This is a genomic window from Falsiroseomonas sp., assembly GCF_041690465.1.
GTDB lineage: Bacteria > Pseudomonadota > Alphaproteobacteria > Acetobacterales > Acetobacteraceae > Falsiroseomonas.
In genome coordinates, this window is sequence record NZ_JAWLHG010000025.1 from 29,062 (window position 1) to 51,866 (window position 22,805).

The following is a 22,805-nucleotide window of genomic DNA, read 5'->3' on the forward strand; positions in this document are numbered from 1 at the left end:
TGCCGTCGGTGCGGGTGCGCCTTTGCGCTGCGTGACGACGTCTGACGATTTCTGTTGACGGGCGCAGTCCGCTCGGGACAGCGGTGGTATGAGCACCGACACGCGCATGGCGCGGACCCGGCTGACGCGGAAGGAACTGGCGGCGGAGCTGACGGCGCGCGGCTATCCGATCGCGGCGGACACGCTGGCGCAGCACGCATCCCGCGGCACCGGGCCCGGCTTCGTCATCTTCGGCCGAACGGCCCTCTACGATCTCGACCGGGCGCTGGCATGGGCGGAAGCCCGCGAGAGGCGCCCGCGTTCGGCGGCCCGCGCTGCCGCCGGCGCGGCGGCCTAGGAGGCAGCCGATGGTCGGCACCGCCAAGCCCGGCATTGCCTGGCCCGCAATCGAGGAATGTTGGCGTGCTGGACAATCGGAGAGCAGCCTCGCGCGCCGGTTCGGCGTGACGCGGCAGGCGATCGCCTGGCGCCGGGACAAGTACGAATGGAGCCGCAGCAGCGACGCCGAGGCGATCGCCGCGACGGCCACGGCGGAGCGCATCAACCGGCCGCAGACGGCGCGCGACCGCGCGCTGCTGGCGCTCGACGCGCGCCGCACCCCGGCCGCGATGCAGAAGATCCTCGACGCTCTGCGCGCCGGCTCGACCAAGACGCTGGCCGCGCGCATGGCGGGGCTCACGCGGCAGCAACTGGACGACTGGTTCAAGGCGGATCCGGCGTTCCTCTCGCTGGCCGAGGCCGCGGTCGCGGAGTGCGCGCACGAAGCGATCCAGCGCGTGCAGAAGGCCGGCGCACGCGGCGACTGGCGCGCGGACTTCGCCATGCTGCAGGCGCATCCGGAGACGCGCGCCGACTTCGGCCAGGTGGCCGAGGCCGAGCACCATGGCGCGCGGGTGGTGGTGAACCTGGTCCTGCCCGCCGAGCTCCGCGCGCAACTTGAGGCGGCCCGGCCGGCGCCGCGCGTCATCGACCACGACGAAGGAACCGAAGGATGACACCTCCTACGCCAAGGGCGGACGCCGCGCGCTGGCGCGTGCACCACGAGCAGACTGCGGCGCAGTGCATCGCCTGGGGCATGCACCCAGACGAGGCGAAGGTCGCGGCCTGGTATCTCACGGCCGGCGCCTACTCCGCGGAGCACCGCTGCGACCACTACGACAGCGAGGCGGCGCTCTACCGCATGCTGATCCCAGCCGGCACGCAGCGCGAGCGCTACACCCATTCGCACCCTGCGCACGCCTACCGGGCGGCGCGATCCACGAGGGCACCAGCATGAGCACCACCGCCGACACGGCATCCCCCCCGATCTCCGCTGCCGCCGCGCTCGACACCGCCCGCGGCTTCGCGCGGCTCTACCGCGAGCTCGGCGCGCTGCACGAGTTTGCCGAGGCGTGCGCCGGCCTGCAGCAGCAGGAGCGCGAGATCCGGCAGCGCGTCGCGACGGCGGAGGCGACGCTGGCCGACCTGAAGAACCAGATCGCCGACGCGGAGACGGGCATCGGCGAGGCGCGCGCGCGCAAGGCCGCCGAGAATGCGAGGGCGCGCGAGGCGGAGGAGAAGGCCCGCGCCGCGGCCGAGAAGCTGAGGCTCGCCGAGGCGGCCGAGGCCCGGCTGCAGGCGGCGGAGACGCGGCTCGCCGAGGTCGAGGCGAAGCTGCAGCGCGCGCGTGATGCCGTCGCCGGCATCGGCGCTTGAAGGAGACGATCACGGTGGCGACGATGGACCGGAACCCCGACGATGCCGTGCGCTGGCGCGCGGCACATGACGTGCTGGTGGCGGAGTTCCGCGATGCCGGCATGCACCCCGACCATGCGGCCGAGGCGGCATGGTATCGGCTCGCGTTCAAGCTGCTGGACGACGGCGCCGCCGGCGACCTCTACGTCGCCGAGGCCATGCTTCGGGTTGCGCATGTGGCGCCGCCGGAGAATTCGAAGCGGTCCCTGTCGCGCTGGACCTCGCTGCGGCGCGGCGATGCCTTCCACCCCGGCGACGGCGCGGGCGGGCCTGGTCCGCACTCTCCGGACCTGCCGGAGTTCTTCACCTGGGCGGACGGGCGGCCCTACACGCCGCGCGCCCGGGCCAGCGGCATGCTGAAGCAGGCGCCGTCGGCCGTGACGTTCATCAACACGTGGACGCGGCTCTACGGCGCTGCCCGCGTGGAGGTGGCCGACATCAGCCGCGAGATCGTGGACATGCTCGAACCGGGGAACGGCCGGACGATCACGCCCCACACCATCGCCGGGATGATCGCCCGGCAGTTCGAGGGCACCAACTGCGGCGTCGGCCTGGTGTTCAAGGCGATCCGGCTGGAGGGCGCCACACGCCATTCGCCGCCGCTGGCGTTCCAGATCGCCCCGCCCGGCACCATGCGCGCGGTGCGACCCTCGATGCCGGCGATCACGGCGCGCGATCCGGCCTACCAGCCGGCCGCGGATCGCCTGGTGGAACTCGCCAACCTCGACATGAGCACGGGGCTTCCGGCGGCCGAGGGCGAGAACGCGATCACCCGCGAGATGGAGGCCGAGCGCGTGGCCTTCGACGTGGTGGTGGCCGAGGCGGCGGCGGCGCAGGGCATCGGCACCGACGAAGCCCGCCGTCGGCTGCATCGCGGCATCAGGGGACGCCTGTAATGGTAGAGCCGGTCCACATGCCGACCTACGCCACGCCCGGCGAGGAGGCCGCCTACGTGGAAGGCAAGCGCATCCACGACCTCATGAGCAGCCCCGCGTACCGGATGGACAAGCGGGTGCAGGAGGAGGTGCGGGCCTTCTTCGCCCAGCACTACAGCACGGCGCCGATCGAGCCCGCCCGCTCGCCCGGCGAGGCGCCGAGCGGCGGCTTCGGGCGCTGACCTGGCAGCGGTGATCGGCTGCCGTTCAGGCGGCGCTGGTGGCCGCTTCCCGGGGCTGGAACACCCGCGCGCGATGGCAGGCGCACCAGCTCGCGCGCTCGACCACCGGCGCGCCGCAGAACATCGCGCGGCGGCCTGGACGCTCTCCGTCCGCCCATGCCGGCCACTGGCAGGTGCGGTGCCGCACTCCACCCGCCGGCAGCCCCGTCGCGCGGTTCTGCGCCATGTCGAGGCCGCGCGCCTTTCGGTCTCGGGAGATGGCACGCCGGAGGGCCGTGGCTGCGCTGTGGTTCGTCGGCCATCGCCAGACCCCGCCGAGAAGCACGCTTCCGCCGTCTGCCATGCCGAGAACCCTGCTGTTAGGCTCTCCTGCTGTCCAAATCAGGCGAAGATCGCGCAATCACGGATGGTGATGCGGGCCGCAAATGATCGCGCTAGGATGGGCCGGTCCGGATGGCGGAGCGGCTCTTGGTGGACAATGCCATAGTTGAGGAAGTTAAGGGACATTGCCCGCAATGCGGCGCAAACCGCCGCGCTAATGTTCGAGGCTTCTTCAAGACGGAGTTCGATGACGAAAATTCTCCGCACTGGGAACATTGCGAGTATCGCATCCTCGAATGCAAGGGATGTGATGCTGTATATTTTCAGAGGATCATTGCCTCCTATGAAGACAATGAAGAAGGAGCTAGCGTTGAGCATTGGCCGATCCCGAAGCGCCGCGAAAGACCAAGCTGGCTGAATGACTTCTTTTTTGTAGGCGAAATAGATCAAGATTTTCTCGAAATTTTGGAAGAAATATACTCGGCGCTCGACAATAATTTGCGCTCCCTCGCAGCTATCGGAATTCGGACTGCACTCGATCGAGCAATGACGTTGATCGGTATTCCGGACGGGCCCTTCGTGGTCCGCTTGAAAGCACTGCAGGCGGGACAGCACATCGGAGAAAGCCAGCGAGCGGCGCTGGAAGCGCTTACCGAGGCCGGGAGCGCGGCTGCGCATCGTGGGTGGAAGCCCAGCTTTCGGTACTTACGCACGATGATGGACATCTTGGAGCCGTTCCTGCACCACGAATTTGTCGTGAAAGCTGAAGCGGAGAGACTACGGGGGCACGTACCGGCCCGGCCGTTGAGGACGAACCCCGACTAGTTCGGAGGCGGGGCTGCATCGCGCTGCGACCGGCCCGGAGCCCATTTGAGGAGTTTGCGCGCATGAGCAGGTGGGACGGGCGCCTTCGCATGCTGGCGCGTCAGAGGAGAGGCGAGTTGATCCTGTGCTCGCGCGATGATGTGGACGCGCTGCAGGCAGCTGTTCGGCAGATCGGAACAGCCGTTGGCTGTAGATACGCGAGTTCAGGCGGCGCGAACCTGAGCCCCGCGCCGCCGCCAAGCCACCCGCCGCCTGGCTTCACGTGGGTCTATGTCTCTTATGATCCGAAGGACATGCCGCGCAGCTGACTTACCGGCGCTCAGCCGCCCGCCCGGTGCGGTGGGGTGTGCAGCGCATCCCGCCGGCCGGTCAGGGCCTCGGCCATGCCGTCCAACGCCTCCAGCACCGTAGCGGCCGCCTTGTAGGCTGGCCCGCCGATCGGCGCCTCAGTGCAGACCCTCACCGCCGCCCGGCGCATTTCCTCCGCTGCTTCCATGGCCGCGGCGGCGGTGGTGGTCGGGAGGACGCGCCGGCGGGGCATCGCCGCAGCATAGCCGACGCGAGGGAACGGAGAAAGAACGCGACGGCAGCCCGGCGGCTTGGCATGCTGGCGCGATGCTGCGCTCCCTCATCCTCGCTGCCCTGCTGTTCGCCTCCCCCGCCCTGGCGCAGCAGCGGGCGCAGGTGATCGACGGCGACACTATCCGAGTGTCGGGCGAGGTGGTCCGCCTGATGGGCCTGGATGCGCCGGAGATGCGCGGGCGCTGCCCGCGCGAGAACCGCCTGGCCCGAGCCGCAGCGGCCCGCCTACAGCAGCTTGTCGCCGGCGGCGTGCGGCTAGAGCGGCACGGCCGCGACCGCTACCGGCGGACGCTGGCGGTGGTGCGCGACCGGACCGGCCGCGACGTGGCGGTGGTGCTGATCCGCGAGCAGTTGGCCCGGACCTACGATGGGCGCGGGCGGCGCACCGGGTGGTGCTGAGTGCATGCCCAACCTCGGCGTTGCCGGACGCACCGCGCTGCGCGGTCGTCTAGCATCACCAGTCTCCGCGCGCCGCCCAAACGTCGGGGCGTCTGTGCTCGCCATTGGCAGAGTAGTGCTCCATGTCCGCGAGCAGGGCTTCGGCGGCCGGGACCGGAGCGGGAAGTGAGCGTGCGACAGCCCGAAGGGCCGCCGTAGAGGGCGTATCTCCACCTTCGTTCCAGGCCAGTATCGGCGCCTCCACCGTCTCCTGCAGAGGCGTTCCTTTCGCAGCGCGGTGCAGGCTCTTCAGAACGCCGTGCGCGTAGGCGGCGATCACTTGCTCTCGGTCGGCTAGACCCACAGCGGTAATACGGTCAGCCGGAACGCCAAGCCCCCGCAGCGCATCAAGCACTCGCCGCCTCTGGGCATCTCGAACCCGATACGTGTTCCGATCGGCGAAGCCGTTGGCTGAGCTGAGTGTCTCCACCATGACCGCGCCGAACTCAGCCGCAACCTCCCGCAGCGATGCAATCACGCCCTCGGCCTCCTGCACCACTTGGCGCGTGCGAGCCTCAAGGCCAAAGACCTTCAGCACTTCAATGCGATGAGCATTGCCGATCACTCCGGCTAGGGCACCTGAGCCGAGTAGCAGGGTCGCCACGCCGAGACGCGGCTCCGAGCGCGCGACAAGTTCGAAGAAGCTCGCGCCTAAGAACAAGAAGGCAGCGCCGTTCCAAGCCAGTGCGTGAGCGTGTGCAAGAAGCCACCGCCTCGTGTCGCGCAAGTCGCTTCTCATCTGAAATAGGGGAGCAGAGCGGCCCGGAGCGGCTCAGCCGCGCTGCGGTTCGCCTCCTCCGGTGCCCAGGCGCCGCACGCTTGGGCCGACGAGCTGCCGTATTCCCTTAAACACCAGGTAAGCAACTGGCCGATGAGTTCCACTTTCCGTTGCAGCGCCGCACTGCCTACGCGCCGGACCTCGGCCGCCTCATCATGACGGCCTTCGCACGCCAACCGCGTACTGAGCCGGTGCACGACGGCAATCGCCAGATCGTTGAGCGGCGCGTCTATGAGGCTGGGCGCCAGCGAGTAGAGCGCCGCGCACTCCCAGGCGCTTCGTCGTGGCGCGTCAGCCGCGGATCGCGCGTCGGCGAAGAAACCCGCTAGCCAAGCGGTTGCTAGGCAGATGAGCAGCACAGCGCCAACCGCCGCCAAAAACCCCTTGCCTTCGGCGGCAATGCGCATCGCCGGCGATACAACCGGAGCCAGTTGTGGCGTCCTGTCAGCTTCCTTCATGGGCGAAGTATCATCGAAGCTGGCCGGCCTCGCAATGAAGCAGCGACATCCGCTGAACGCATGACCGTCCGCCGGTCAGTAATCGCGGTCTGAGGTTGATCGGGCGGGTCCGCCACGGGTCCGCACTTCATTGAGGCGGAATCGAAAAGGGCCTCCGCACCGCGGAAGCCCTTGAAAATCCTGGCGGACCCGAAGAGATTCGAACTCCTAACCCCCAGATCCGTAGTCTGGTGCTCTATCCAATTGAGCTACGGGTCCCGCCGGGAGCGGCGATGTAGCGGAGGTGGGAGGGGTGCGCAACCCCCTCCGCCCCGCGCATCACGCCGAAAGCTTCTCCAACTCGCGCAGCACGGCTTCGCCCATCACGCTCGTGCCCACGCGGGCCATGCCGGAGGCCATGATGTCGGCGGTGCGCAGGCCGCCGGCCAGCACATTCTCGATCGCCGTTTCCAGCATCTTCGCCTCCTCCTCCATCCCGAAGGACAGGCGCAGCAGCATGGCGAAGGACAGGATCTGTGCCGAGGGGTTGGCAATACCCTTGCCGGCGATATCTGGCGCCGAGCCGTGGATCGGCTCGTACAGGGCATACCGCTTGCCGGAGGGCTGCGGTGCGCCGAGCGTCGCCGAGGGCAGCATCCCGAGCGAGCCGGTCAGCGCCGCCGCCAGATCGGAGAGCACGTCTCCGAACAGGTTATCGCCGAGGATCACGTCGAACTGCTTGGGGCGGCTGGCAAGCTGCATGGCGCAGTTGTCGGCATACATGTGCTGCAGCTCGACATCGGGGAACTCGGCCTTGCCGACCTCCGAGACAACGGCGCGCCAGAGGCGGCCGGACTGCATGACATTCGCCTTCTCGACGCTGGTCACCTTGTTGCGGCGCTTGCGCGCCAGCTCGAAGGCCACGCGGGCGACGCGGGCGATCTCATCCTCGTGATAGATCTGGGTGTCGAGGCCGGTGCGCTTGCCGTCGGCGCCGGTGGTCACGCCGCGCGGCTCGCCGAAGTAGACGCCGCCCGTCGTCTCGCGAACGATCATGATGTCGAGGCCGCGCACCAGTTCCGGCTTCAGTGACGAGGCGTCCAGCAGCGGATCCAGAACCACCGCCGGGCGGAGGTTGGCGAACAGGCCGAGATCCTTGCGCAGCCGCAGGATGCCGAGTTCGGGCCGTTGGTCGAAGGGAAGGCTGTCCCATTTCGGGCCGCCTACGGAGCCGAACAGCACGGCATCCGCGGCCTTCGCAGCCTCCACCGTTGCATCGGGGCAGGGCGAGCCGGTGGCGTCGATCGCAGCGCCGCCGACCAGGCCTTCCTCGATCGCGAAGCTGACGGTGCGCCGGCGTTCCATCCATTCGATGATACGGCGCGTCTCCCGCACCACCTCGGGACCGATGCCGTCGCCGGGCAGGATCAGGAGCTTCTTGTTGGCGGGCATGTCGTTGTCCTGATCAGGCGTAGAGCCAGGGCTGCGCGGCCTTCTGCTTCGCCTCGAACCCGTCGATCGCCGGCTTGTGCTGCATCGTCTGCCCGATGTCGTCGAGGCCGTTCAGCAGCAGGTGACGGCGGAAGCTGTCCACCTCGAACGGGATCTCCTCGCCGTTCGGGCGCACCACGACCTGACGCTCGAGGTCCACCGTCACGCGCGCATTGGCGCCGAGCTTCGCATCCTCGATCAGCTTCTCGCAGATCTCGCGCGGCAGGCGAACCGGCAGGATGCCGTTCTTGAAGCAGTTGTTGTGGAAGATGTCGGCAAAGTCCGGCGCGATGACGCAGCGGATGCCGAAATCCAAGAGCGCCCAGGGCGCATGCTCGCGCGAGGAGCCGCAGCCGAAATTCTCGTAGGCGATCAGGATCTGCGCCTTGCGGTAGGGCTCCTGGTTCAGCACGAAGTCGGGCTTTTCCGAGCCATCCTCATTGTATCGCATGTTCGCGAACAGGCTCTTGCCGAGGCCGGTGCGGGCGATGGTCTTGAGGAAACGCGCGGGGATGATCTTGTCGGTGTCCACATTGGCCGCCGGCATCGGCGCCGCGATGCCGGTGAGCGTGGTGAAGGGTTCCATCGTCGCTTACCCCTTCGGCTGGAAATCGCGCACATCGGCGAGGTGGCCGGTCACCGCGGCGGCCGCGGCCATCGCGGGCGAGAGCAGGTGGGTGCGCCCGCCCGGGCCCTGGCGGCCTTCGAAGTTGCGGTTGGAGGTGCTGGCGCTGCGCTGGCCGGGCGTCAGCTTGTCCGGGTTCATGCCGAGGCACATGGAACACCCGGCCTCGCGCCACTCGAAGCCCGCTTCCTTCAGCACGCGGTCGAGACCCTCCTCCTCGGCCTGCGCCTTCACCAGGCCGGAGCCGGGCACCACTAGGGCGCGGACGCCCTCCGCCACCTTGCGGCCGCGGGCGATGGCGGCGGCGGCGCGGATGTCCTCGATGCGGCTGTTGGTACAGGAGCCGATGAAGACCACGTCCACCTTCAGGTCCGTCAGCTTCTGCCCGGGCGTGAGGCCCATATAGTCCACCATCCGCTGCACCTGCGCGCGGCGCGTCTCGTCGGTGATGGCGGCGGGGTCGGGCACGCTGCCGGTGATCGGCAGCACGTCTTCCGGGCTGGTGCCCCAGGTGACCTGCGGGACGATCTGCGACGCATCCAGGCGCACTTCCTTGTCGAAATGCGCGCCCGGGTCGGAGGGCAGCGTCTTCCACCAGGCGACGGCGCGGTCGTAGGCCTCGCCCTTCGGCGCGAAGGGGCGGCCCTTCACGTAGTCGAAGGTGGTCTGGTCCGGGGCGACCATGCCGGCACGCGCGCCGGCCTCGATGGTCATGTTGCAGACCGTCATGCGCCCGGCCATGTCGAGCGCGCGGATCGCCTCGCCGGCATATTCGATCACATGGCCGGTGCCGCCCGCGGTGCCGATCTTGCCGATGATCGCCAGCACGATGTCCTTCGCTGTGCAGCCGACCGGCAATGTGCCGTCCACCACCACGCGCATGTTCTTCGCAGGCTTCTGCAGCAGCGTCTGGGTGGCGAGCACATGCTCGACCTCGGACGTTCCGATGCCGAAGGCGAGCGCGCCCATCGCGCCATGCGTGGAGGTGTGGCTGTCGCCGCAGACCAGCGTCATACCCGGCAGCGAGAGGCCCAGCTCCGGCCCGATCACATGCACGATGCCCTGCCGCCTGTCGGTCAGTGGGATGTAGGGGACGCCGAACTCGGCGACGTTGCGCTCCAGCGTCTCGACCTGCTGGCGGCTCTCGGGATCTTCGATGGTGCCGTAGCGGGAGGCGTCGGTGGCGATGTTGTGGTCCACCACCGCGATGGTCGCATCCGGGCGGCGCACCTTGCGGCCAGCCAACCGCAGGCCCTCGAAGGCCTGCGGGCTGGTGACCTCATGCGTCAGGTGCTTGTCGATGTAGAGAAGCGCGGTGCCGTCCGGAAGCGTCTCGACGACATGGGCGTCCCAGATCTTGTCGAACAGCGTGCGCGGACGTGATGCCGACATCGTTTCCCTGGCCCTTCAAACGGAACCCGCGCGGCCTGGTCGGGCCGCGCGGGATATCAGTCTCAGCCCTGCTCGGCCACCGCGGGGGCGGCCGGGCCGGCGGCGGCGGCGGCAGACCCGGCCTCGCGCGCGCGCTCCTGGATGCGCGCCGACTTGCCGGTGCGGCCACGCAGGTAATAGAGCTTCGCGCGGCGCACGCGGCCGCGGCGCACCACCACGATCTCCGCCACGTTCGGCGAGTAGAGCGGGAAGACGCGCTCCACGCCCTCGCCGTAGGACAGCTTGCGGACGGTGAAATTGCTGTTCAGGCCGCGATTGGAGCGCGCGATGCAGACGCCCTCATAGGCCTGCGTGCGGATGCGCTCGCCCTCGACCACCTTCACCATGACGCGGACGGTATCGCCCGGCGCGAATTCGGGCGTGGCGCGGGCGGCGGCGAGGCGCGCCTGCTGCTGCGCCTCGAACTGCTGAAGCAGGTTCATCAGAGTGGTTCCCTTCGTTCGATGCGTTTAGGCGGCAGCCGGGTGGCCGTCCAGCCGCCCCGACTCCTGATGTCCGTCCGCCTCGCGGCGGAACGCTGTGTTCCGTTGCAGATGCTTCGCCCAGAGGTCGGGGCGGCGCGTGCGCGTGGCTTCCTCCGCCCGCGCGCGACGCCACTTCGCGACCTCGGCGTGGTGGCCGGAGAGCAGCACCTCCGGCACGGTCCGGCCCTGCCACTCGGCGGGCCGCGTGTAGTGCGGGTATTCGAGCAGCCCCTCCGGCCCGTGGCTTTCCTCGAGGGCGCTGGCGCTGGCGCCCATGACGCCCGGCAGCAGGCGCACGCAGGCGTCGAGCAGCAGCAGCGCCGCGACTTCGCCGCCGGAGAGCACGACATCGCCGACCGAGACCTCGATCATGCCGCGCGCCTCGATCACCCGCTGGTCCACCCCCTCGTAGCGGCCGCAGAGCAGCACCACGCCGGGGCCGGTGGCGAGCTCGCGCACCAGCGCCTGGTCCAGCAGCCGCCCGCGCGGCGTCAGGTAGATGACGGGCGCGCCGGGGTTCGCCGTCGCCGCTGCCTGAGCCGCGGCGTCCACCACGTCAGGCCGCATCACCATGCCCGCACCGCCGCCGAAGGGCGTGTCGTCCACCGTGCGGTGCCGGTCGGTGGCGAAGCCGCGGATATCCATGGCCTCCACCGACCAGCGCCCCTCGCGCAGCGCCTTGCCGGCGAGCGAAAGGCCGAGCGGGCCGGGGAACATCTCCGGGAACAGGGTGAGGACGGAAGCGCGCCAACTCATGCGGCCGCCTCCCCGTCCTGCGGCGGCACGACAACCTCCGGCGGCGGCACCACGACCACGCGGCCGCCAGCGATGTCCACCACCGGCACGGCGGCCTTGGTGAAGGGCACCAGCCTTTCGCCGCCCTCGCCCTGGATCACCAGGAAGGGGCCGGCGCCGTATTCCTCGACGCTGCGCACGGTGCCGAGCGCCGAACCGTCCTCCGCGAAGGCCGGCAGGCCCTCGAGGTCGCAGAGCAGGAACTCGTCCGGATCGGCGGGCGGCGGCAGGCGGTCGCGCTCGACATAGAGCTTCGTGCCGGTCAGCCGCGCCGCGGCGTCACGGTCGGCGACGCCTTCGATACGGCCGAGCCCGCCGGGCAGCGGCGAGACGGCGTAGCGCCTCGTGCCGGCGGCATCCGTCAGCGGGCCATAGGCGCTGATCGCCTTCGGGTCCTCCGTGAAGGCGTGCAGACGCACCAGGCCCCGCACGCCGTGCGGCCTCCCGATCTCGCCGATGAGCACGCGCTTCGTCACGATGGACCCCGGCGGTCAGCTCAGCCCGCGGCCGCGGCGGCGGCGGCGGCGCGCTCCTGCGCCTTCTTCTTCGGCGCGGACTTCTTCGGCTGCTCCGGGAAGACCGGCATCGGCGCCAGGCCCGCATGGCCGAGGAACTTCGCGACGCGATCGGTCGGCAGGGCGCCCTGCGACTTCCAGTGGTTGATGCGCTCGGCGAAGAGACGCACGCGGTCCGGATGGTCGGAGGGCAGCATCGGGTTGTAGGAGCCCAGCTTCTCGATGAAGCGGCCGTCGCGCGGCGAGCGGCTGTCGGCCACCACGATATGGTAGTAGGGGCGCTTCTTGGCGCCGGCGCGGGCGAGGCGGATCTTCAGGCCCATGAGTACGGACTCTCCTGTCAGGAACTAGAACGGTCTGCGGTTGCCAAGGCCGGGCATCAGCGCGGAGAGCCCCCCGCGCATCAGCCCCTTCTGGCCGAGCTTGTTCATCCGCTTCATCATCGCGGACATGTCGTCGAACTGCTTGAGCAGCTTGTTGATCTCCTGGACCGAGGTGCCGGACCCGGCGGCGATGCGCTTCTTGCGGCTCGCCTTGATGATGTCGGGGTTGCGGCGCTCCTTCGGCGTCATGCTGCCGATGATCGCGGCCTGGCGCTTCAGCATGGTCTGATCGAGATTCGCGTTCTCGATCTGCGACTTCATCTTGCCGAGCCCCGGCAGCATGCCGAGCATGCCGGAGAGCGAGCCCATCTTGCCGATCTGCTTGAGCTGCTGCGCGTAGTCATCGAGGTCGAACGACCCCTTCTGCATCTTCTTCGCGAGCTTCTCGGCTTCCGCCTGGTCGATGTTCTCCGCCGCCTTCTCCACCAGGCTGACGATGTCGCCCATGCCGAGGATGCGGTTGGCGATGCGGTCCGGGTGGAAATCCTCGAGCGCGTCCAGCTTCTCGCCGGCACCGAGCAGCTTGATCGGCGCGCCGGTGACGGCCCGCATCGAAAGCGCCGCGCCGCCACGCGCATCGCCATCCACGCGCGTCATCACCACGCCGGTGACGCCCACCTTGTCCTGGAAGGCGCGCGCGGTGTTCACCGCGTCCTGGCCGGTCATGGCGTCCACGACCAGCAGCGTCTCGTGCGGCTTCGCGAAGGCCTTCACCGCGGCCACTTCGGCCATCAGCGCCTCGTCGATCGCCAGCCGCCCGGCGGTGTCGAGGATAACCACGTCGTAGAGCTCGCGGCGCGCCACATCCATCGCGCGGCTCGCGATCTGGATCGGCGTCTCGCCAGCGACGATCGGCAGCGAAGTGACCTCGGCGCGTGCGGCGAGCTGCTGCAACTGCAGCTGCGCGGCCGGGCGGTGCACGTCGAGCGAGGCGAGCAGCACCTTCTTCCGCTCACGCGCGCGCAGCCGCAGCGCGATCTTGCCTGAGGTGGTGGTCTTGCCCGACCCCTGCAGGCCGACCATCAGGATCGGCACCGGCGCGGGAGCGTTCAGGTCCAGGCCACGCTTGCCCTGGTCCCCTTCCCCGCCGCCGAGCGCCTCTACCAGCGCATCATTGACGATCTTGACCACCTGCTGGGCGGGCGAGACGGAGCGGATGACCTCGGCGCCGACGGCGCGCTCGCGCACGCGGGCGGTGATGTCCTTCACCACCGGCAGGGCGACGTCGGCCTCCAGCAGGGCCACGCGCACCTCGCGCAGCGCCTCCTGCACATCGGACTCCGAGAGCGCGCCGCGACGGCGCAGCTTGTCGAAGACCCCGTTCAGCCTGTTGCCCAGCGCCTCGAACATCGGGCGGGAGAGTCCCTTTCCATTACGGCCGCCCCAAACGCGAAAGCGCCGCTGCGCGAGCCTTCGCGGAGCGGCGGAGCCATCCTGCACAATGCGGGACGACCGTATGGTCCGGGGCGGACCTGCACGGCGTCTTATGCCCGGAAGCTGCCCAGGGTCAAGGCTATGGATCAGTTCGCCGGAGACTGCTGGGCGAGCAGGCGCCTTTCACTCAGCAGGCGGGCACGCCGACGCCCGATCCAGCACCACGCCAGGACACCAACGATGCCGACCAGCAGGAACCTGGCGGCCTCCGCGAACTGCCCATGAAGGAGCGCCAGAGGTGCCGCGAGGCAGCCGCCGATAGCGAGCCACGCCGCACCCCACAACCCGGGCAGAAGCCGCGCCCGCCTGATGAAAAGGATCTCGTCCTGCGCGTTGACCGCGCCGGCGCCCCACCTGGTGGAATCAACAACTATCCAGCGCGGGGCCAAGGAGTCGTGCCGTGGCGCACCGGTGTCACCGACATGGGTGGCCGGGGCGTCCATCGAAGCCTATTTCGGCGCCAGCACCATGATCATCTGGCGGTTCTCCAGGCGGGGCATGGATTCCACCTTGGTGATCTCCGCCAGTTCCGTCCGGATGCGGTCCAGCACCTTCAGGCCCAGATCCTGGTGCGCCATCTCGCGGCCGCGGAAGCGAAGCGTGACCTTCACCTTGTCGCCCTCGCCGATGAAGTCCTTGGCCTGGCGCATCTTCACGTCGTAGTCGTGGTCGTCGATGTTCGGACGAACCTTGATCTCCTTGATCTCCACGACCTTCTGGCGCTTGCGGGCCTCGTTGGCCTTCTTCTGCTGCTCGTACTTGTACTTGCCATAGTCAAGAATCTTGACCACGGGCGGCACGGCATTCGGACTGATCTCAAGCAGGTCGAGGCCGACGTCATAGGCGCGAATCAGTGCCTCGCGCGCGCTCATCACGCCGAGCATCTCACCTTCCTGGTCGATGAGCCGCACCTGCGGCGCACGGATTTCCTCATTCACCCGCGGGCCGTCACGTGTCGGCAGCTGAGCGGGCATCGGTCCTCGGGGTATGGCGATCTCCTATCGTTGTGGCTGGCAGTGCAATGCGTCTTTATGGCGATCCGGTGCGCCCGGTGCAACAGGTCCCGGCACCGGTCATCGGCGCTGGTCCGGCGCGGCAGCCTCCGCCGCCAGGCGCGCGACCGCCTCGGCCAGCGGCACCGTCTCCTGCTCGCGGCCGGGAAGGCGGCGCAGCACCAGGCTGCGCTCCTCCGCCTCGCGCCGGCCGACCACGACCAGCACGGGCACGCGCTGGTCGATGTGATCCACCACCTTGCGGTTGATCTTCTCGTTCCGCAGGTCGAGCGACACCGCGAGCCCGGCCTTCTGCAGGGCCGCCGCCGCTTCCCTGGCGAAGGGCGCGGCGTCGTCCACGATGGTCGCGACCACAACCTGGACGGGTGCCATCCAGAGCGGGAAGCGGCCGGCATGCTGTTCGATCAGGATGCCGAGGAAGCGCTCGAAGCTTCCCAGGATGGCACGGTGCAGCATGACCGGGCGCTTGCGGCTGCCATCCTCGGCCACGTATTCGGCGTCCAGCCGATCCGGCAACACGAAGTCAACCTGCAGCGTGCCGCACTGCCAATCCCGCCCGATCGCGTCGCGCAGGACGAATTCCAGCTTCGGGCCATAGAAGGCCCCCTCCCCCGGGTTCAGCTGGTAGTCCACGCCGGCGGTCTCGCAGGCCTGCTTCAACGCGCCCTCGGCGCGGTCCCAGGTGGCGTCGTCGCCGGCGCGATTCGCCGGCCGGTCGCTGAACTTCACGCGGAAGCTCTCGAAGCCGAGGTCGCAGTAGATCGAGGAGAGCAGCGCCACGAAACGCACCGTCTCCTCCGCGATCTGGTGTTCCTCGCAGAAGATGTGCGCGTCGTCCTGGGTGAAGGCGCGCACCCGCATGATGCCGTGCAACGCGCCGGAAGGCTCATAGCGATGGCAGGCGCCGAATTCCGCCATGCGCAGCGGCAGGTCGCGGTAGCTGCGGATGCCCTGGTTGAAGATCTGCACATGGCAGGGGCAGTTCATCGGCTTCAGCGCCAGGATCCGATCCTTCTCGGACTCGTCCTCGACGGTGGCGATGAACATGCTCTCGCGGAACTTCTCCCAATGGCCGGAGGCTTCCCACAGCTTGCGGTCCAGCAGCTGCGGGGTCTTCACCTCCTGGTACTCGGCCTCGTCCAGCCGGCGGCGCATGTAGCCTTCGATGGTACGATAGAGCTTCCAGCCCTTCGGATGCCAGAAGATGGAGCCGACCGCTTCCTCCTGGAGGTGGAACAGCCCCATCTCCTTGCCGATCTTCCGGTGGTCGCGCTTCTCCGCCTCCTCGATCTGGTGGAGATAGGCGTCGAGCTCCTTCCGGTCGCGCCAGGCGGTGCCGTAGATGCGCGAGAGCATCGCGTTGCGGTGGTCGCCGCGCCAATAGGCGCCGGCCACCTTCATCAGCTTGAAGGCGTCGCCGACATCGCCGGTGGAACGCATATGCGGCCCGCGGCAGAGGTCCACCCAGTCGCCCTGCCGGTAGAGCGTGATGGTCTCGCCGCGCGGCAGGTCCTGGATCAGCTCGACCTTGTATTTCTCGCCCTTCGCCTCGAACAGGGCGATGGCCTCGTGGCGGGTGGTGACGACGCATTCGAAGCCGGCGTTGCGCGCGATGATCTCGCGCATCTTCGCCTCGATCGCCGGGAAGTCCTCGGGGGTGAAGGGCTCGTTCCGCGCGAAGTCGTAGTAGAAGCCGTTCTCGATCGCCGGGCCGATGGTGACCTGCGTGCCGGGATAGAGCTCCTGCACCGCCTCGGCGAGCACATGCGCGGCGTCGTGGCGGATCAGTTCCAGCGCCCGGTCATCCTTGCGGGTGACGAAGCGGATGGCGGCGTCGGCGGCGATCTCGGTGCCGAGGTCGCGCAGCTTGCCGTCCACCTCCATAGCGAGCGCGGCCTTGGCGAGGCCCGGCCCGATCGCAGCCGCCACCGTCGTGCCGGTGACGGGCCCGTCGAAGACGCGCACGGAACCGTCTGGCAGGGTGATGGCGGGCATAAGGAAACCGGGCTCCTCGGGTGTTTGAAGGGGCGGCAGATGGCCAGTCCGGGCCCCGGTCGTCAAGGCGCCGATCCGGTGTGCTACGTTTTCCGGCTAAGTCGAATCGGGACCCCGCATGCCTGAGCCCGCCCCGCCGCGCCGTGCGGCGCTCTATGTCGATTTCGACAACGTCTTCATCTCGCTGGTCCATTGGGACGAGCGCGCGGCCTATGCCTTCGGCGAGCGCCCGGATGCCTGGCTCGCCTGGCTCGAAGGGCGCGAGGGGAATGGGCTGCCGACCGAGCGGCGCACGCTGATCCGCCGCTGCTATCTCAATCCCGGCGGATTCTTCGATTTCCATCCCGGCCGCGCCGTGGCGCGCTACCGCGCGGCGCGCGACCTGCGCAACCGCACCTATTTCAGCGAATTCCGCGCCGCCTTCGTGCAGGCCGGCTTCGACGTGGTGGATTGCCCGCCGGTCGCCTACCTGAAGAACACTGCCGACATGAAGATGGCGCTCGACATCCGCGAGGCGCTGGACCACCCGACGCGCTTCGACGAGTTCGTGCTGCTGTCCGGCGACAGCGATTTCCTGCCGGCCCTGGCGCGGTTGCGGGCGCATGACCGGCGCGTCACCATCCTCGCGCAGGAGAATGCGCGGCGCGCCTACCTGGCCGCAGCCGACGTGGTCGTCGGGCTGGAGGATTTCGCCGACCGGGGCATGGGCAACCTGCCCATCGCGCAGGCGCAGGCGGCGCCGCCTCAGGAGCAGCAGGCGCCGCCCCGCGCGGTGCCGCGGCCGGAGCCGAAGGCCGATGCGGCGAGCCTGCGCGCGAATGCGCTGGCCTGGCTGCGCGAGGCGGTTGCCGCGAGTGCCTCCGGCGCGCTGCGTCTCACCGAGGTCGGCACCGCGATCGGGCGTGCCTTTCCCTCCCTCCGGCAGACCAGCTATGCGGGCGCGGGCTCGCTGCTGGCGCTGATCCAGGAGGGACGGGATCCGAGGCTGGCGGTGACCGGCACCCCGCCGCGGCTCTGGGTGTTCGACCCCGAGCGCGGCCCGCCACCCGGTGACCTGCCGCCCGGCGTCGAGGAGCAGCCGGACACCGGCGCGGCGGCGGAGCAGGATATCGAGGCGCCGGAGGAGCCGGCCGCGGAACCGCCCCCGCCCGAACAGCCGATGATCGAAGCCCCCGTGCCGGCCGAACCGGCTGCAGTGCCGCCAGCACCACGGCCACCGGTCCCCGATCAGCCGCCGATGGTCGAGGAGGCCGGTCCGTCAGCCGAGGAGTTGATGTCGGAAGCCGCCCTGCTGGTGCGGGACCTGCTGTGGGGATCGCGCGACAATCGCGGCCTGGCGCAGGATCTTCCCGCCTTCTCGGCCGCGGAGATCGGCTTCGTCCTCGGCGCCGTCGCCGACCGCCTGCCCTTCGCCCCCGATGAGACGGCCGAGATCGCCGCGGGCATCGCCGCTGCCGGTGCGGCGCAGGGCCATCACGTCTCGGCGCGCGAGGTGGTGGCGGTCATCCGCTGGCTGCTGCGGGGCTTTGCGAAGCTGGCCGATCCACCGCCGCCCGACGCCGCGTTGCGGCTGGGACGCCTGCTCTACGCGACGCTGGTGGCGGCCGTGCGGGCGGTCAACGAGCAGCTCAGCGACAGCGAGAAGGAGGCGCTGCGCGAGTGGGCGCTGCATGTGGCCACCGGCGCGGCCCAAGGGACGGACCAAGCCGCGGAGACCGCCGTCGCGCCTCAATAGGCCGCGTAGGATTTTTCCTCGATCAGCGTGCTGCCGAGGCGGGCATTGATCTCGCGCTTCAGCGCGGCGCGGCGGTCGTTGGTGCGATAGACGCTGCGCGCGAGCTCGACGAAAGCTGCACCGAAGTCGCCCTGGCGCTCATGCTCGCGCAGCGCGTCCTCCACCTCCCACAGGGTCTCGTTCACCTGGCGCAGATCGGCGACCAGGTGCCCGAGCGCACCGGGCTCCGGCACCGCGGCCGCCCAGGCCGCGGCCAGTGACGCGTGCTCGCGGGCGACATTGGCCCGCTTCACGGGATCGGCGATGCGGGCGAGCTTGATGTCGAGGATGGTCAGCTTGTCGATGACCTCCCCGGCCGAGGCGGGGATGGTAAGGAGCATGCGCAGGATGTGGCGCGGCGCGGCGCGGCTGTCCAGCCGGCGGCCCTCATCCCAGGGTGGTCTGGATGCCCTCGCGGGCGAGCAGGCCGGCGAGCGCGCCGCGCACCTCCTCCGGCTCCAGCGCGCCGAGCGGGTCCTTCCGCAGCACGGCGACCGCGCGGCCCTGCGGCGCATGCACCACCGGATCGCTGCCCGGCCCGAACAGGGCCAGCACCGGGCAGCCGAAGACCGCGAGCAGGTGCGTGGGGCCGGTATCGTTGCCCACCGCGAAGGCCGCGCGCTGCGCCAGCGCGGCCAGCACGGCAGGCGGGCTCCGCTCCCCGCAGAGATCCGCCGCCCCCGGCACCTGTGCGCGGATCGCCTCGGCGAGCGGCGCCTCGGCCGGGCCGCCCACCACCACCGGCGGCAGCGGCAGCAGCTTGGCGAGTGCGGCGTAGCGCGCGACCGGCCAGCGCTTCTCCGGCGCGCGGGCGGAGGCGCCCGGCACCATCACCCAGAAGCGCGGCGGCAGGCCGAGCCCGGCGAGGTCGGCGGCCAGCCAGCCGGTCTCGGGTTCCGGAAAGTGGGTGATGCCGGCGATCTGCAACTGCTCCCGCTGGCGTTCGCGCGTCAGCAGCCGGGTGCGCCCGGGCGTGCCGTGCCGGTGGGAAGCGCCTCGCGCGATGCCGGACCATTCCACGCCGCGCCCGGCCATCAGCCGGTAGAGCGACGAACGGCGCGAGGTCTGCAGGTCATAGACCCGGTCGAACCGCCCGCCGCGCAGCCTGCGCGCCAGGCGCAGCACCGCGCCGAGGTCGCGCCAGGGCGGGCGCCCATCGGACCACACCTCGTCGAACCAGGGCGCCGCGCGGGCGATGGCGACGAAGGGCGCGGTGGTCAGCAGCGTGATCTGGGCGCGCGGGTGGTGTGCGCGGATGGCGGCATAGGCCGGGAAGCTCTGGAAGAAATCGCCGAAGGCGCCGAGCCGGATCACCAGGATGCGGTGCGCGCTCATGGCAGGAGTTCGCGATAGACCGCCAGCGTCGCCGCCTGCATCGCCTGCGTCGAGTAGCGCGCCAGCACCGCCTGCCGGGCGCGGGCGCCGACTGCGGCGCGCTCGCCTTCGGGCATGGCCAGCACGCGGGCGAGGGTCGCGGCGAGCGCCGCCGGATCGCCGGGCGCCACGCGCCAGCCGGTGACGCCCTCCTCCACCGTCTCGCGCGGGCCGCCGAGGTCGGAGGCGACGACAGGGCGCGCCATGGCCTGCGCCTCGATCACCGTGCGCCCGAAGGCTTCCGGGTCGGTGCTGGCATGCACCACCACATCGGCGGCGAGCAGCGCGACATCCAGCGCCTCCACATGCCCGGCCAGCACCAGCCGCGCGTCGAGGCCGAGCTGCACGGCGCGGTCCTGCAACGCCTGCGCGAAGGCGTCGTTGCCGCCGCCGGCCAGCACGCCGATCGCGCCGGGCAGCCGGGCCAGCGCCTCCACCAGCACCATCTGGCCCTTCCAGCGCGTCAGCCGGCCGGGCAGCAGGACCACCTTGTCGGCCGGCGCCGCGCCCCAGGCCTCGCGCTGCGCCAGCACACGGGCGGGCGCGACACTGGCCGGGTCGAAGCGGCGCGGGTCCACGCCGCGCGGGATCAGCCGGATGCGCTCCCTCGGCGTGCCGTGCCGCGCCTCGATCAGCTCGGCGATGAAGCGGCTGATCGCGATCACCCGCTCGCCGCGCGCCATCACCGAGTTATAGAGCCGCTTGCCCGGGACGCCCTCGTTGTAGGCGCCGTGATAGGTGGTGACGAAGCGCGCGCCGGTCCGCCGCGCTGCAATCAACCCCGACCAGGCCGGGCCGCGCGAGCGGGCATGGATGATCGCCACCTCCTCCGCCCGCGCCAGCGCGGCGATCCGGGCGGCGTTGTGCCAGATGGCGGGCGGCGACTTGGTATCGAGCGGCAGCGTCACATGCACGCCGCCGACGCGCTCCACCTGCGCCGCCAGAGGGCCGCCGGCGGAGGCGACCAGCGCGCGCCAGCCGGCACCGGCGATGGCCTCCGCGATCTCCACCGTGCCGCGCTCCACCCCGCCCGAGACAAGGGCGGGCAGCACCTGGAGAATGGCGGGCGGGCGCGGCATGGCGGCCGGGTTACAGGCCCGGCACCGTGGTGGCTAGGGCGCCCCGGCGGGCCGCGACCCCGGCCCGCCCGGGCCGGCCGTCCGGAACCAGGGGTCAACGCCCGGCGGCCATGCCCGCCCGGCGAACATCGCCGCCGGGCGGGCCGGGACTCACCACCAATCCCAACCGTCGCGATCATCCGAACGGCTCTCGAGCCGATCGTAGCGCTCCTCCATCCGATCGTAGTAGCGCTCGGAGCGTTCCCCGCCGCCATAGCCGTAGCCGGAGCCATAGTTCCTGCGCTGGTTATAGCCGCTCCAGTCGGGCTCGCGGTCGAAGCGCTCGGCGCGCTCACCGCCGCCATAGCCATAGCCATAGTTCCGGCGCTGGTTGTAGCCGCTCCAGTCGGGTTCGCGGTCGAAGCGCTCGGCGCGCTCGCCGCCATAGCCATAGGTCCGGCGCTGGTTGTAGCCGCTCCAGTCGGGCTCGCGGTCGAAGCGCTCGGCGCGCTCGCCGCCGCGATACGGCGTGCCATAGCCGTAGCCGCCGTAGTTATACGTCTGCGCCTGCGCCACTCCAGGGGCGGCGATCGTCGCCGTCGCGAAGAGGGACGCCATTGCGGCGCGCTTCAGCCACATGTGCAACACGGGCATCTCCGTCTGTCGAGGGGTCATCCGGATCACGGAAGAGGCCTATCCGCGCCCAGCCCGCCAACGCTCCCGCTTCAACGGCAGTTGCAAGTCATTCCTTGATGGGAGATCGCCCGCCGGATGCATCGCGTGCCCGACGGGCCGTGCACCCGTCGCGCTGCGAATGCGGCGCGCAGCAGCGCGCCGGCCCGATCGGCCGTGCTCAGGCCGCCTGCGCCAGGCCGCCGGCCCGACCAGCGAGGGCACGCGCCAGCGGGCTGTCCGGCTTCGCGGCGATGCGCTCCGCCGCCAGCCTCCGCGCCAGGGTGCGCTCGCCGCTGCGCAGCGCCGCCTCCAGCAGCGTCAGCGAGAGCACGTCGCGCTGTGCGTTGGAGCCGCCGAAGGCGACCGCCCCGCGGCGCACCGGGGCGATCAGCTCCACGGCGTGGGGATAGTCGCCGCGCGCGAAGGCCATCATGCCGCGTGCCAGCGGCAGGCCGACCTCGCGCGTCAGCCGTGCATTGGTGCCACCGGCCTCGGCGGCGCGCTGCATCGCGCCGACCACGCGCGCCGCCACCTCCTCGCGCCCGGCACCGAGATGCGCCATCACCGCATGCAGGTCGCTGAAGGCGTAGAAGCCCTCGCCGCCCGTGCGCTCCCACGCGGTGGAGAGCTGGGCGAAGCGCCGCCCGGTTTCGGCGCCGCGCAGCAGCAGCCGCCACAGCATCGCCGAGGCGTCCACCAGCTCGATCGCCGGCTGCGCCTCGCCCTTCGCCAGGCCGGCCGCCACCGCGGCGTCGTAGATCGCCAGCACGCGCCCGAACTCGCCCCGCTCCAGGTGGAACAGCGCCAGATGCCACCAGTTGTGCACGGCAAGCAGGCCGGCCGGCGCCCAATCCGCCTCGCGCCGGGTGAGGAAGCCGACACCCTCCACGTCGCGGCCCTGCATCTCCATCACATGCGCCACCGCATGCACCGCCCAGGCGTCGCGCGGCTCGAGCGCGAGCGCCATGCGGCCGGCATCCTCCGCGGCCTCGTATTCGCCGTTCTCCTCCAGCCCGAAGGCGGCCATGCCGAGCAGCCAGGAAAAGCCGGACTCGCCGGTCTGCCAGGCCCGCATCGCCGCCGCCGGGCGGTCGCGCAGCCCGGAGGGGTTGCCGAGGAAGAAGTCGAACTGGTGCGCGACCTGCTGCGCGAAGAGATCGCGCGGGAAGGCCGCCGCCAGGTCGGCGTAGCGGCGATGCGCGGTCTCGAACTCGCCCTCGGACCAGGCCTGCGCCGCGGCCAGGTGGCCGCGCTCGCGGTCATTGGCGCGCGAGACGGCCCGGCCGGCGGCGATGCTCGCCGCCGCCTCGGGCACCGCGGCGCTTTCCATGGACATCACCATCAGCCCGGCGCGGAAGGCATGCGCCATGGCGAAGTCCGGCTGCTCGGCGATCACCGCATCCACCGCGGCGAGCGGATCGGTGCGGTAGCCGAGCATCAGCTCGGTGGCGTCGTCGAGCGCCTCCACCGCGGCGCGGTTGTCGGTAGACACGGCGTTGCCGTGGCGATCGGTGCGTGACATGGC

28 protein-coding genes and 1 tRNA gene are annotated in these 22,805 nt (G+C 70.4%); 9 read left to right on the plus strand and 20 right to left on the minus strand.

Annotated features, from left to right (window positions below):
* Nucleotides 1-88: 88 nt before the first annotated feature.
* From ACESM1_RS20440 to ACESM1_RS20470, 7 genes are all read left to right on the plus strand, one after another.
* On the plus strand, nucleotides 89-337 hold the full coding sequence (locus ACESM1_RS20440; protein WP_372623055.1) for a hypothetical protein: 249 nt from the start codon (nucleotides 89-91) through the stop codon (nucleotides 335-337).
* Between the two features lie 10 nt (nucleotides 338-347).
* Nucleotides 348-995, plus strand: coding sequence for a hypothetical protein (locus ACESM1_RS20445; RefSeq protein ID WP_372623056.1), 648 nt, complete (start codon nucleotides 348-350; stop codon nucleotides 993-995).
* The gene (locus ACESM1_RS20450; protein ID WP_372623057.1) at nucleotides 992-1,276 is read left to right on the plus strand and encodes a hypothetical protein; all 285 of its coding nucleotides are present in this window, start codon (nucleotides 992-994) and stop codon (nucleotides 1,274-1,276) included. Before ACESM1_RS20445 ends, ACESM1_RS20450 begins: the two co-directional genes overlap by 4 nt.
* Nucleotides 1,273-1,695, plus strand: coding sequence for a hypothetical protein (locus tag ACESM1_RS20455; RefSeq protein ID WP_372623058.1), 423 nt, complete (start codon nucleotides 1,273-1,275; stop codon nucleotides 1,693-1,695). Before ACESM1_RS20450 ends, ACESM1_RS20455 begins: the two co-directional genes overlap by 4 nt.
* A complete protein-coding gene (locus tag ACESM1_RS20460; protein ID WP_372623059.1) occupies nucleotides 1,692-2,630 on the plus strand; it encodes a hypothetical protein in 939 nt (312 codons plus the stop codon). The genes ACESM1_RS20455 and ACESM1_RS20460 overlap by 4 nt, the downstream gene beginning before the upstream one ends.
* On the plus strand, nucleotides 2,630-2,851 hold the full coding sequence (locus tag ACESM1_RS20465) for a hypothetical protein (protein WP_372623060.1): 222 nt from the start codon (nucleotides 2,630-2,632) through the stop codon (nucleotides 2,849-2,851). Before ACESM1_RS20460 ends, ACESM1_RS20465 begins: the two co-directional genes overlap by 1 nt.
* Nucleotides 2,852-3,304: 453 nt before the next feature.
* The gene (locus ACESM1_RS20470) at nucleotides 3,305-3,997 is read left to right on the plus strand and encodes a DUF4145 domain-containing protein (RefSeq protein ID WP_372623061.1); all 693 of its coding nucleotides are present in this window, start codon (nucleotides 3,305-3,307) and stop codon (nucleotides 3,995-3,997) included.
* A gap of 319 nt (nucleotides 3,998-4,316) precedes the next feature.
* Here ACESM1_RS20470 and ACESM1_RS20475 read toward each other — a convergent pair whose 3' ends face one another.
* Nucleotides 4,317-4,538, minus strand: a complete 222-nt coding sequence (locus ACESM1_RS20475) for a hypothetical protein (RefSeq protein ID WP_372623062.1) — start codon at nucleotides 4,536-4,538, stop codon at nucleotides 4,317-4,319.
* Between the two features lie 74 nt (nucleotides 4,539-4,612).
* Between ACESM1_RS20475 and ACESM1_RS20480 the strand changes: the two genes are divergently transcribed.
* The gene (locus ACESM1_RS20480; RefSeq protein ID WP_372623063.1) at nucleotides 4,613-4,978 is read left to right on the plus strand and encodes a thermonuclease family protein; all 366 of its coding nucleotides are present in this window, start codon (nucleotides 4,613-4,615) and stop codon (nucleotides 4,976-4,978) included.
* Between the two features lie 55 nt (nucleotides 4,979-5,033).
* Here ACESM1_RS20480 and ACESM1_RS20485 read toward each other — a convergent pair whose 3' ends face one another.
* From ACESM1_RS20485 to thrS, 14 genes are all read right to left on the minus strand, one after another.
* A complete protein-coding gene (locus ACESM1_RS20485; RefSeq protein ID WP_372623064.1) occupies nucleotides 5,034-5,744 on the minus strand; it encodes a hypothetical protein in 711 nt (236 codons plus the stop codon).
* Nucleotides 5,745-5,752: 8 nt separating this feature from the next.
* Nucleotides 5,753-6,253, minus strand: coding sequence for a hypothetical protein (locus tag ACESM1_RS20490; protein WP_372623065.1), 501 nt, complete (start codon nucleotides 6,251-6,253; stop codon nucleotides 5,753-5,755).
* Between the two features lie 181 nt (nucleotides 6,254-6,434).
* Nucleotides 6,435-6,511: transfer RNA gene (locus ACESM1_RS20495), tRNA-Arg, on the minus strand.
* 60 nt (nucleotides 6,512-6,571) lie between these two features.
* Entirely contained in the window at nucleotides 6,572-7,684 is a 1,113-nt protein-coding gene (gene leuB / locus ACESM1_RS20500) for a 3-isopropylmalate dehydrogenase (RefSeq protein WP_372623066.1), read from the minus strand.
* A 13-nt stretch (nucleotides 7,685-7,697) separates the two neighbouring features.
* Entirely contained in the window at nucleotides 7,698-8,309 is a 612-nt protein-coding gene (leuD, locus tag ACESM1_RS20505) for a 3-isopropylmalate dehydratase small subunit (protein ID WP_372623067.1), read from the minus strand.
* A 6-nt stretch (nucleotides 8,310-8,315) separates the two neighbouring features.
* Nucleotides 8,316-9,740, minus strand: a complete 1,425-nt coding sequence (gene leuC, locus ACESM1_RS20510; protein ID WP_372623068.1) for a 3-isopropylmalate dehydratase large subunit — start codon at nucleotides 9,738-9,740, stop codon at nucleotides 8,316-8,318.
* Between the two features lie 62 nt (nucleotides 9,741-9,802).
* The gene (gene rplS, locus ACESM1_RS20515; RefSeq protein WP_372623069.1) at nucleotides 9,803-10,222 is read right to left on the minus strand and encodes a 50S ribosomal protein L19; all 420 of its coding nucleotides are present in this window, start codon (nucleotides 10,220-10,222) and stop codon (nucleotides 9,803-9,805) included.
* A 27-nt stretch (nucleotides 10,223-10,249) separates the two neighbouring features.
* Nucleotides 10,250-11,020 carry a tRNA (guanosine(37)-N1)-methyltransferase TrmD gene (gene trmD / locus ACESM1_RS20520; protein WP_372623070.1) on the minus strand — a complete coding sequence of 257 codons (771 nt, stop codon included), beginning with the start codon at nucleotides 11,018-11,020 and terminating at the stop codon, nucleotides 10,250-10,252.
* Nucleotides 11,017-11,538 (minus strand): ribosome maturation factor RimM, encoded by a 522-nt coding sequence (rimM, locus tag ACESM1_RS20525; protein ID WP_411278377.1) that lies wholly within the window; start codon nucleotides 11,536-11,538, stop codon nucleotides 11,017-11,019. Before rimM ends, trmD begins: the two co-directional genes overlap by 4 nt.
* Nucleotides 11,539-11,555: 17 nt before the next feature.
* Complete coding sequence (gene rpsP, locus ACESM1_RS20530) at nucleotides 11,556-11,897, minus strand: 30S ribosomal protein S16 (protein WP_372623072.1); 342 nt, start codon at nucleotides 11,895-11,897, stop codon at nucleotides 11,556-11,558.
* A gap of 24 nt (nucleotides 11,898-11,921) precedes the next feature.
* Nucleotides 11,922-13,307, minus strand: a complete 1,386-nt coding sequence (ffh, locus tag ACESM1_RS20535; protein WP_372623073.1) for a signal recognition particle protein — start codon at nucleotides 13,305-13,307, stop codon at nucleotides 11,922-11,924.
* Between the two features lie 170 nt (nucleotides 13,308-13,477).
* Nucleotides 13,478-13,834 carry a hypothetical protein gene (locus tag ACESM1_RS20540; RefSeq protein ID WP_372623074.1) on the minus strand — a complete coding sequence of 119 codons (357 nt, stop codon included), beginning with the start codon at nucleotides 13,832-13,834 and terminating at the stop codon, nucleotides 13,478-13,480.
* A 6-nt stretch (nucleotides 13,835-13,840) separates the two neighbouring features.
* Entirely contained in the window at nucleotides 13,841-14,365 is a 525-nt protein-coding gene (gene infC, locus ACESM1_RS20545; RefSeq protein WP_372623075.1) for a translation initiation factor IF-3, read from the minus strand.
* 99 nt (nucleotides 14,366-14,464) lie between these two features.
* Nucleotides 14,465-16,399 carry a threonine--tRNA ligase gene (gene thrS, locus ACESM1_RS20550; protein WP_372623076.1) on the minus strand — a complete coding sequence of 645 codons (1,935 nt, stop codon included), beginning with the start codon at nucleotides 16,397-16,399 and terminating at the stop codon, nucleotides 14,465-14,467.
* 118 nt (nucleotides 16,400-16,517) lie between these two features.
* Here thrS and ACESM1_RS20555 point away from each other — a divergent pair, with 118 nt between their 5' ends.
* The gene (locus ACESM1_RS20555; RefSeq protein ID WP_372623077.1) at nucleotides 16,518-18,134 is read left to right on the plus strand and encodes an NYN domain-containing protein; all 1,617 of its coding nucleotides are present in this window, start codon (nucleotides 16,518-16,520) and stop codon (nucleotides 18,132-18,134) included.
* On the opposite strand, the gene ACESM1_RS20560 is transcribed toward ACESM1_RS20555, so the two are convergent.
* The 5 genes from ACESM1_RS20560 to ACESM1_RS20580 all read right to left on the minus strand — a co-directional run bounded on the left by ACESM1_RS20560 (nucleotide 18,128) and on the right by ACESM1_RS20580 (nucleotide 22,802).
* Entirely contained in the window at nucleotides 18,128-18,514 is a 387-nt protein-coding gene (locus tag ACESM1_RS20560; protein WP_372623078.1) for a DUF6165 family protein, read from the minus strand. The genes ACESM1_RS20555 and ACESM1_RS20560 overlap by 7 nt on opposite strands.
* A gap of 46 nt (nucleotides 18,515-18,560) precedes the next feature.
* Complete coding sequence (locus ACESM1_RS20565) at nucleotides 18,561-19,508, minus strand: glycosyltransferase family 9 protein (RefSeq protein WP_372623079.1); 948 nt, start codon at nucleotides 19,506-19,508, stop codon at nucleotides 18,561-18,563.
* Nucleotides 19,505-20,626, minus strand: coding sequence for a glycosyltransferase family 4 protein (locus ACESM1_RS20570; protein ID WP_372623080.1), 1,122 nt, complete (start codon nucleotides 20,624-20,626; stop codon nucleotides 19,505-19,507). The genes ACESM1_RS20565 and ACESM1_RS20570 overlap by 4 nt, the downstream gene beginning before the upstream one ends.
* A gap of 150 nt (nucleotides 20,627-20,776) precedes the next feature.
* A complete protein-coding gene (locus ACESM1_RS20575) occupies nucleotides 20,777-21,253 on the minus strand; it encodes a hypothetical protein (protein WP_372623081.1) in 477 nt (158 codons plus the stop codon).
* 205 nt (nucleotides 21,254-21,458) lie between these two features.
* A complete protein-coding gene (locus ACESM1_RS20580; protein ID WP_372623082.1) occupies nucleotides 21,459-22,802 on the minus strand; it encodes a tetratricopeptide repeat protein in 1,344 nt (447 codons plus the stop codon).
* Nucleotides 22,803-22,805 lie beyond the last annotated feature (3 nt).

Coding starts and splice junctions, on each gene's coding strand:
- ACESM1_RS20440 (WP_372623055.1), top strand. CDS start 89: ATGAGCACCGACACGCGCATGGCGCGGACCCGGCTGACGCGGAAGGAA.
- ACESM1_RS20445 (WP_372623056.1), top strand. CDS start 348: ATGGTCGGCACCGCCAAGCCCGGCATTGCCTGGCCCGCAATCGAGGAA.
- ACESM1_RS20450 (WP_372623057.1), top strand. CDS start 992: ATGACACCTCCTACGCCAAGGGCGGACGCCGCGCGCTGGCGCGTGCAC.
- ACESM1_RS20455 (WP_372623058.1), top strand. CDS start 1,273: ATGAGCACCACCGCCGACACGGCATCCCCCCCGATCTCCGCTGCCGCC.
- ACESM1_RS20465 (WP_372623060.1), top strand. CDS start 2,630: ATGGTAGAGCCGGTCCACATGCCGACCTACGCCACGCCCGGCGAGGAG.
- ACESM1_RS20470 (WP_372623061.1), top strand. CDS start 3,305: ATGGCGGAGCGGCTCTTGGTGGACAATGCCATAGTTGAGGAAGTTAAG.
- ACESM1_RS20475 (WP_372623062.1), bottom strand. CDS start 4,538: ATGCCCCGCCGGCGCGTCCTCCCGACCACCACCGCCGCCGCGGCCATG.
- ACESM1_RS20480 (WP_372623063.1), top strand. CDS start 4,613: ATGCTGCGCTCCCTCATCCTCGCTGCCCTGCTGTTCGCCTCCCCCGCC.
- ACESM1_RS20490 (WP_372623065.1), bottom strand. CDS start 6,253: ATGAAGGAAGCTGACAGGACGCCACAACTGGCTCCGGTTGTATCGCCG.
- leuB (WP_372623066.1), bottom strand. CDS start 7,684: ATGCCCGCCAACAAGAAGCTCCTGATCCTGCCCGGCGACGGCATCGGT.
- leuD (WP_372623067.1), bottom strand. CDS start 8,309: ATGGAACCCTTCACCACGCTCACCGGCATCGCGGCGCCGATGCCGGCG.
- leuC (WP_372623068.1), bottom strand. CDS start 9,740: ATGTCGGCATCACGTCCGCGCACGCTGTTCGACAAGATCTGGGACGCC.
- rplS (WP_372623069.1), bottom strand. CDS start 10,222: ATGAACCTGCTTCAGCAGTTCGAGGCGCAGCAGCAGGCGCGCCTCGCC.
- trmD (WP_372623070.1), bottom strand. CDS start 11,020: ATGAGTTGGCGCGCTTCCGTCCTCACCCTGTTCCCGGAGATGTTCCCC.
- rpsP (WP_372623072.1), bottom strand. CDS start 11,897: ATGGGCCTGAAGATCCGCCTCGCCCGCGCCGGCGCCAAGAAGCGCCCC.
- ffh (WP_372623073.1), bottom strand. CDS start 13,307: ATGTTCGAGGCGCTGGGCAACAGGCTGAACGGGGTCTTCGACAAGCTG.
- ACESM1_RS20540 (WP_372623074.1), bottom strand. CDS start 13,834: ATGGACGCCCCGGCCACCCATGTCGGTGACACCGGTGCGCCACGGCAC.
- infC (WP_372623075.1), bottom strand. CDS start 14,365: ATGCCCGCTCAGCTGCCGACACGTGACGGCCCGCGGGTGAATGAGGAA.
- thrS (WP_372623076.1), bottom strand. CDS start 16,399: ATGCCCGCCATCACCCTGCCAGACGGTTCCGTGCGCGTCTTCGACGGG.
- ACESM1_RS20555 (WP_372623077.1), top strand. CDS start 16,518: ATGCCTGAGCCCGCCCCGCCGCGCCGTGCGGCGCTCTATGTCGATTTC.
- ACESM1_RS20560 (WP_372623078.1), bottom strand. CDS start 18,514: ATGCTCCTTACCATCCCCGCCTCGGCCGGGGAGGTCATCGACAAGCTG.
- ACESM1_RS20565 (WP_372623079.1), bottom strand. CDS start 19,508: ATGAGCGCGCACCGCATCCTGGTGATCCGGCTCGGCGCCTTCGGCGAT.
- ACESM1_RS20570 (WP_372623080.1), bottom strand. CDS start 20,626: ATGCCGCGCCCGCCCGCCATTCTCCAGGTGCTGCCCGCCCTTGTCTCG.
- ACESM1_RS20580 (WP_372623082.1), bottom strand. CDS start 22,802: ATGTCACGCACCGATCGCCACGGCAACGCCGTGTCTACCGACAACCGC.